The organism is Chryseobacillus diguaensis, assembly GCF_049220665.1.
In the GTDB taxonomy this organism is placed as follows: domain Bacteria; phylum Bacillota; class Bacilli; order Bacillales; family Bacillaceae; genus Metabacillus_B.
The window spans coordinates 84,311-91,823 of record NZ_JBMKNV010000013.1; the positions used below are offsets into that span (position 1 = coordinate 84,311).

The 7,513-nt window shown below is 37.7% G+C and carries 8 protein-coding genes; 3 read left to right on the forward strand and 5 right to left on the reverse strand.

Translation table 11 applies throughout. The features are described 5' to 3' along the window. Nucleotides 1–49 precede the first annotated feature (49 nt). Together ACOT8F_RS17385 and ACOT8F_RS17390 are read left to right on the forward strand one after the other, a co-directional pair. Entirely contained in the window at nt 50–1,891 is a 1,842-nt protein-coding gene (locus ACOT8F_RS17385) for a DNA ligase D (RefSeq protein ID WP_421653176.1), read from the forward strand. A 110-nt stretch (nt 1,892–2,001) separates the two neighbouring features. Then, nucleotides 2,002–2,790 (forward strand): SDR family oxidoreductase, encoded by a 789-nt coding sequence (locus ACOT8F_RS17390; protein WP_421653177.1) that lies wholly within the window; start codon nt 2,002–2,004, stop codon nt 2,788–2,790. Between the two features lie 96 nt (nt 2,791–2,886). Here the strand turns inward: ACOT8F_RS17390 and ACOT8F_RS17395 are convergent, their stop codons facing one another. From ACOT8F_RS17395 to ACOT8F_RS17405, 3 genes are all read right to left on the reverse strand, one after another. Next, nucleotides 2,887–4,602, reverse strand: coding sequence for a sensor domain-containing protein (locus tag ACOT8F_RS17395; RefSeq protein ID WP_421653178.1), 1,716 nt, complete (start codon nt 4,600–4,602; stop codon nt 2,887–2,889). Nucleotides 4,603–4,828: 226 nt separating this feature from the next. Then, a complete protein-coding gene (locus ACOT8F_RS17400) occupies nt 4,829–5,005 on the reverse strand; it encodes an ATP-binding protein (RefSeq protein WP_421653179.1) in 177 nt (58 codons plus the stop codon). A 56-nt stretch (nt 5,006–5,061) separates the two neighbouring features. Beyond that, nucleotides 5,062–5,304, reverse strand: coding sequence for a hypothetical protein (locus ACOT8F_RS17405; protein WP_421653180.1), 243 nt, complete (start codon nt 5,302–5,304; stop codon nt 5,062–5,064). Between the two features lie 93 nt (nt 5,305–5,397). On the opposite strand from ACOT8F_RS17405, the gene ACOT8F_RS17410 reads away from it, so the two are divergent. Next, the gene (locus ACOT8F_RS17410; RefSeq protein WP_421653181.1) at nt 5,398–6,252 is read left to right on the forward strand and encodes a hypothetical protein; all 855 of its coding nucleotides are present in this window, start codon (nt 5,398–5,400) and stop codon (nt 6,250–6,252) included. 325 nt (nt 6,253–6,577) lie between these two features. Here ACOT8F_RS17410 and ACOT8F_RS17415 read toward each other — a convergent pair whose 3' ends face one another. Together ACOT8F_RS17415 and ACOT8F_RS17420 are read right to left on the reverse strand one after the other, a co-directional pair. Next, nucleotides 6,578–7,039 (reverse strand): MarR family transcriptional regulator, encoded by a 462-nt coding sequence (locus ACOT8F_RS17415; RefSeq protein ID WP_421653182.1) that lies wholly within the window; start codon nt 7,037–7,039, stop codon nt 6,578–6,580. 257 nt (nt 7,040–7,296) lie between these two features. Next, nucleotides 7,297–7,513: hypothetical protein (locus tag ACOT8F_RS17420; RefSeq protein ID WP_421653183.1), on the reverse strand; the 217-nt coding region annotated here is incomplete at its 5' end.

Consider the following 7,513-nt stretch of genomic DNA (forward strand, 5'->3'; position numbering starts at 1 on the left):
CTGATCATCGCTTCTTAACAAAAAACCGTTACTAAAAAAGGTGATATAAATGAAACCAATGCTCCCTACCCTGACACATTCTGTTCCTTCAGAAGGTCAATGGCTTTTTGAAGTAAAATATGACGGCTTTCGGGCAATCCTATCTGTTTTTAAAGACAGAATGGAGCTAATAAGCCGAAACGGGAAAGATCTATCTCCTTCCTTTCCTGAAATCGAACAATGGGTCAATCAGCAAAGAAAAAAATTGGATCCTTACCTCCCTTTAACAATGGATGGGGAGCTTTCCTTTTTATTATCCCCCTACCAATGCGATTTTGAACAGATACAGATGCGCGGCAGACTAAAAACAAAAGAAAAAATTGAAGTACTAGCAAACAAAAGCCCGTGCCACTTGTGTGTATTTGACCTTTTAGAAATAAAAGGGGACTCATTGGTGAACTCCCCCTATCACGAGAGAAAAAAATATCTTATGAACCTTTTTGCAGAATGGAATTGGCCGCTTTCTATTCATCCGAAATCTCCCTCTTTGATTCAATACGTTCCTGCTTCAAAAAATCCCAGCGAACTGATGAAAAAGATCCGACTTTCAGATGGAGAGGGCATGGTGGCCAAACGATTGGACAGTAAATGGCAAAGTGGCACCCGAACTAAAAACTGGCTGAAAATAAAAAACTATAAGCGGGCTTATTTTTACATTATCGGTTATGACGAAAAAAACAGCTACTTTCATGCAGGCGTAAAAAAGAATGGAATACTTATCCCTGTAGGCTCGTTTTCTCATGGCATGAGTGCAGAAGAAAAAAATGCCCTGGTTAGAATCATTAAAGAAAACAGTGAAGAAAAGATCGGCTCATTTTATAAAGCAAAAGAAGGCATTTGTGCAGAACTGCAATTTCTTTCCTTTCTAGGAGGGCAGCTGCGCGAGCCCTCTTTTCTTCAATTTCATTTTCATGAAAACGAGGGAGCTGGAACATGGGAAGCTTTTCAGTTATCACTTGCCCCTCTTGAACAGGAAGCACGAATCACTCACCCGTTAAAGCCCATTTGGACTTCACCATCGATTCACAAATTACAGTACATTCTATATTTACTTGAGGCTGCCCCCTTCATGCTTCCCTTTTTGAAGGATCGGGCGCTAACTGTTATTCGTTTTCCGCATGGCATTTCAGGGGAGTTATTCTACCAAAAGAATGTTCCTGATTACGCGCCTGACTTTGTCGCTACTGCCTCTTCAGATAATATCGAATATATCTTATGCAATGATCTGTCAACGTTAATTTGGCTTGGAAACCAGCTCGCAATCGAGTTCCATATTCCTTTTGGAACAGCCGATTCCAATGGGCCATCTGAGGTCGTATTTGATCTGGATCCTCCCTCTAAGGACTATTTTCATCTTGCGGTAAAAGCTGCAAGAGAAATTAAGAAAGTGTTTGACAGTTTTGGTTTAACTGCTTTTCCAAAGCTGTCAGGCGGGAAAGGAATCCAGATTCATCTTCCATTATCGGAGGGTGCCTTTACCTACAATGACACCCGCATCTTTACTTCATTCATTGCTGATTATCTTACAGCAAGCTTCCCTGATCTTTTTACAATTGAAAGGCTTAAGAAAAATAGGGGAAGCAAGTTATATGTAGATTACATCCAGCATGCAGAAGGCAAAACCATTATTTGTCCTTATTCTTTGAGAGGAAAGGAAAATGCTCCTGCTGCAGCTCCGCTTTATTGGGAGGAAATTGAGTCTGAATCCTATCCCGCTCAATTTTCTATGTTGGACATGCAAAATAGATTGCTATCTGGAAATTGTCCCTGGGCCGAATACTTTCACACGAATCAGGATGACATTTTCTCAAAAATTCTTAATATGATCGTCAAAGAGAATAGAAAAGAATAAACGAAGCAGCCAAATAGCCGAAGAAATTTTAAATATAGAAAATTCAGGATAGTAATCCGCCTGATTAGGGTAACAAATACATGTAAATAACAATGCAGGAGGTTAATGCCATGTCAGCAAGCAGTAATGGAAAGGTTGCTATCGTTACAGGCGGTGGATCAGGAATCGGGAAAGCGGCAGCTTTGCGATTTGCAAAAGAAGGAATGAAGGTAGGAATATTTGACCTTGATGAAAAGAGGGCTAAAAAAACAGCAGATGAAATCAATCATGCGGGCGGAGATGCAATGGTGTCAGATGTTGATATGGCAGATGAGAGCAGAATTCTTCAAGGTATTAAAGATGTGAATGACAAATGGGGAAAAATCGATGTCGTTTTCAGCAATGCTGGCATCAATGGCGTCTTTTCAGCTATAGAAGAATTAGATCCTAACGATTGGGATAAAACCATTACAACCAATCTAAAAGGAACTTTTCTGATTGTGAAACACACAATCCCTTACTTAAAAACAAAGGGCGGAAGCATCATTATTACAAGCTCTATTAATGGCAACAGAACATTTTCCAATATCGGGATGTCTGCCTATGCCACCTCCAAGGCAGGTCAAGTTGCTTTCATGAAAATGGCGGCACTGGAGCTGGCGAAATTCAAAATAAGGGTTAATGCAGTATGTCCCGGCTATATCGAAACAAATATTGAGCAAAATACAAATCGGGATGAAAGCCTTGAGGAAGTTGAGATTCCAATTGAGTTTCCTAATGGCGGAGACATGCCGCTGGAAGGTGGACCAGGCTCATCCGAACAAGTCGCTAATCTCGTTTATTTTTTGGCTTCTGATGAATCAAGCCACATTACTGGAACCGAAATATATGTAGATGGTGCAGAATCCTTATTAAGATAGACTGTTTATGCTTTCTGTTAGATAAAATAAAGCGATATAAAAAATCTCCTGATGCCTTACATAGACATCAGGAGAAAAGTCAGGAGCATCTTTGCATTACTTCTTTTCAGAAAACCCCTTTATAAGAATATCCATTTTTTCTGCCGGTACAGGTTTACTGAAGAAATATCCCTGCATTTGGTGACAGCCATGTTCTTCAAGAAAACTGGCCTGGCATTCTTCCTCTACACCTTCTGCAATAATTTGCATCCCCAGATTTTTGGCAAGTCCGATAATTGTTTTAATAACAATTTCATCCTGTTTTGAGCTAAGCATTTTTTTAACAAAACTCCGGTCAATTTTTATTTTATCCAATGGAAGCTGTGTTAAATAACTTAACGAGCTATATCCTGTCCCAAAATCATCTACACTGAGATGGATATTGATTTTTTTTAAATTTTCAACTGTTTTGATAAAATTTTCACTATAATGCATGGAAAGGCTCTCTGTGAATTCAATTTCAAAGCAATAAGGAGAAATATTATATTTTTTCAGAATGTTGGATACCATGCTGACGAGATCTGGCTGGAAAAACTGTTTAACAGACAGGTTAATGCTCATTCTCAGTTCGATGTTCCCAGATTCATGCCACTTCTTCAGCTGGCTGCAGGCCTGCTCCATACTCCATCTGCCAATCTCAATAATAAGCCCGGTCTCTTCAGCAATCGGGATAAATTCAGCTGGAGAAACAAATCCAAGCTCTGGGTGCTGCCATCTTAGAAGCACTTCCATTCCGAATATGTTATTTTTGGCTGTATCGATTTGAGGCTGATAATACAGCATAAGCTGACCCCGATGCATGGCCTGGTATAACTCCTTTTGAAGAAGATATCTTCTTTGAAATGCATGGCTTTTTTCTACGTTATATTCCTTCAGTCCGTTATCTTCCTTACCAATTTTCAATGCAATTTCGCTGTTTTTCAGCAAGCTTTCTGCATCTCTCCCATGTTCCGGGAAGAAAGCAGCACCAATGCTTATTTCCACTTGGTAAGTTTGTTCCTTAATTTCATATTTCCGCTTAAATTGCTTCGCCAGTTCATTCGCTATATTGTAAAAACAGCCTCTGTCATCTAATTGATGGACGATGACCACAAATTCATCATTATGAAAACGTCCGATGAAATATTGCTCAGGGACGGTATTTTTCAATTCTTCAGCAATCTCTCTTAATAAACAGTCGCTGATGTGTTTTCCATAGACCTCATTAAAATATTTAAAACGGTCAATATTTACCTTTATGACAGCTGCAGACTTTTTGTCCTGTTCTGGTCTTTCTACCAATTCATTCAGCTGTCTTGAAACAGCTCTATAGTTTGGAAGGCTTGTCAATTCATCAAAATAAGCAATATGCTTAATTTGATCTTGAACTCTTTTAAAATCAGTTACATCCTGCAAGATAAGAAAAACCTCATCCGGCAAATTTTCTTTTTCAACAGGCATAAAGACAGCCCTGCACTCCCTCATTTGGCTGTTTATTCCGGATGTTTTTATTTCAGAAACATAAGGCATTTTATTTGCAAGAGAATGGACTAAATAAAGAGATAAAGCTTTTTGATCAGCAGGATGAAATAGCTCATAAAATGGCAGGCTGTGCAGCCCGGCAAGGCTCATTTGAAAGAGGTTTAGAGCAGCTTCATTTGCATGTTCGATCATTCCTTTATTGTTAAGCAAAAGGATGGCGTCTGGATGATGGCTATATAAATAATGGAACGATTTCTCCCATTCGATGTCTTTTTTCTTTATTTTGTCTGAATCGCAAATTTCCGCCAACATTTACACCTCCTTGCAACCTTGCATCTGCTCAGTGCGGTTATTTTCCTATAATAGTTATCGTCAACAATCAGAAAGTTTTTAACATCAAAGTGAAAATAAAAAACAGCAGGAAATATCCTGCTGCTTAAAACCTTTATTCAATAGCGGAAAGGATACCTGAAAAGTCGTCCCTCTCCCACTTTACTGCAAACATTGCATTTGCCGCCCATAAGCTCCGTATATTGTTTCACAAGGGCAGCCCTATTCCGGATCCTTCCTGAAAAGAAGTATCGAGACGGACAAAAGGTTCAAAAATGGTATCCAAATTTTCCTCTCGAATACCAATGCCAGTATCCATTACATCAATATGAATACATCCTTCTTCTAAAAAAGCAAAGCTGACCAGCCTTATGAATTTTATCAATCCACTCCCTTTGCTTGAGAGGAATATGTTCATTCCGGTCCATGAGCATAATTCACCTATTTTTCGTATAAAATATCTAAAATCAGCTGAGGTTTTTCCTTCATTACAGTTTCAATAAGTTCTTCTCCATTACTGCAAACGGCCAATATTTTAAAGTCCGGAAGCTGGCTGATAAAATACTGCAGTATTTCAATAGAATCCTGATTATCGTCTGCTATCACAATCCCTATTTCATTCATATTTTTTACCTCCGTATAAGCTGCCTGATGATCTGTTGTCTTTTCTTTATTTTGGTACATGAACCGTTATTCTGCAACTTATAGAATTCCCTTATAAAACATCTCTTCTCTGCACAAACTAAAATTATCTTTCCCTTAGGCAGGAGTAGTTTTATGCCAAATATTTTCTGGTACTTAATGCTTGTGATCATCATCATGCCTGTTTTTGCTGCAGCAATAAAAAAAGAACCTTATATCCTTTTATGTCTATGGCTTTTTAATTCAGGACTGTCTTATATGTTTGAATTAGTTGTTTTAGTGATATTTAAAGGCTATCAATACAAACCTGGTTTCTTTCAGGATCCTTTTGAGGACAGCATATTTGGCTCTATTTTCAGCCAAGGGATTTCAGTTCCTTTAGCCGCAGCTATTGCAGCTATATATAAAGTAAAATTGCCTGGCATATTGTTTATTTCATTTATGCTTGCAAGTGTAGAAGAACTTTTTCTTTCTATTGGAATATATGAACATTACTGGTGGAAATCATTTTATACGATGATCCTTTTGCCTATGCTGTTTTATTTGTCAAAATGCTGGCATCTTTTGCTGCAAAGAAATAGCAGGCTGACTTTTGCTATTACTCTTTATTTTGGTATATCGACTCTCTCGATCTCAGCTACGTGGCTTGCTACAGCCATTCACCCGTTTTTTCAATTCCATTTAGGCATTTTTCAGGAACAAAACAGAGATCATACGCTGGGAAACGCCCTTTATTGTATTTTATCAGGGGTTATTTATACGATGATCCCTTTTTCGGAAAGCATCCAAAAAAGGCTGCTGGCATTTGGATTTCTTATCTTGGCAGATGTTCTCCTGATCCTTAATGGAATTATTCTATTGAATACCCTAATAGATTACCTATCATTATTTGTTATTCACTTCATAATGCTGACAATGGCTTTTATTATTAAGTCTGTTTTCGTAAAAATTGCAGATGTATACGTGTTTAGAAATCATTTATCTAGATGAAAAAGCAACAAAGTTTCAAAAAGGCTGTTTTCGCAGAGATAGTTGTTTTCCGTACATGCTTTTTCACGCATTTAGACTAGCATTGGGGCATCTTTTCTTAAAGTTTTTGCCATCCCAATGGTTTCGAGGACTAAATAAAGGGTCATGAGCAACAAAGTTTAAGAAAAGAGCCATTATAAAAAATTTCACAAGGCAAATGCCTTTGAAAATGCTGCTGAAATAAAAAAAGCGCAAACGCCTAAAGACAAGATCCTGCCTTTGCTTGCACTTCAAAGCGAAAATAACTGACACTTGCTGTCAAAAAAAAATCCTATAATAGTACCTGCTATCTAAACAACAAATGCTGGCTGTGCAGACCCGCTTTTTTTAAAAGCAGCAGGAGCTGTTCCTGCTCTTCGTTCGAAAGCCCTGAAAATGCCCTTGTCATGCGAATTGCATGAATGGGATAAATTTCTTCCATGTATGAATGCCCTTTATTTGTTAAATGAGCATATATTGAACGCTTGTCTTTTGGATCCTGCTGCCGCTGTATATAATTGTTTTTTTCGAGTTTATCAATAACGTATGTCACATTTCCGCTAACAAGCAGCAGTCTTGAACCAATTTGCTGAAGTTTTTGGGCTCCCTTTGTAAAAAGTAATTCAAGAACAGCAAATTCTGTAGGATTAAAACCATGCTCTTTACTATCACGAATAGAATGTTCAGAGATGCTTTTAAACGCTTTCGCAAATACTTTAAAAAGTGTCATTGCACGTTCCATTTCTTCCTCTGTATAAGTAAACCTCATGATCATCGCCCTCTTAGAACTTTCTTAAAATTCTAATATTTAATATACTCATTCTACTACCTTCATGGCAAGTTTTAAAGCATGAGTTTTAAAATGATACTTTTTATGGATATATTCCAATAGTGTATTTCTTTTGCACAAGATTCTTCTTTTTAGAAGGCTCTTCTCTTAAACTTTGTTGCTCATGACTCCATATTTAATATTCGAAATCGTTGGTATGGCAAAAACCTTTTAAAAAGTTGCTATGAAGCCAATCTTCATGCCAGCTCTGAACCCATACGAATAGTCTTGGCGAAAACAGCATTTTTGGAAAAGGAAAAAAAATCTGTCTGTTTTACAGACAGATCCAGACTGTCGACAAACTCCTCGATTTTGAGGAGGATGTTGGCAGTTTTTTTTGTATAATGAAAGAAGTAACTAGTGAGGTGATTGAAATGCTGTCTAAAAATAATCAAATGAATCGTGATCAAATGG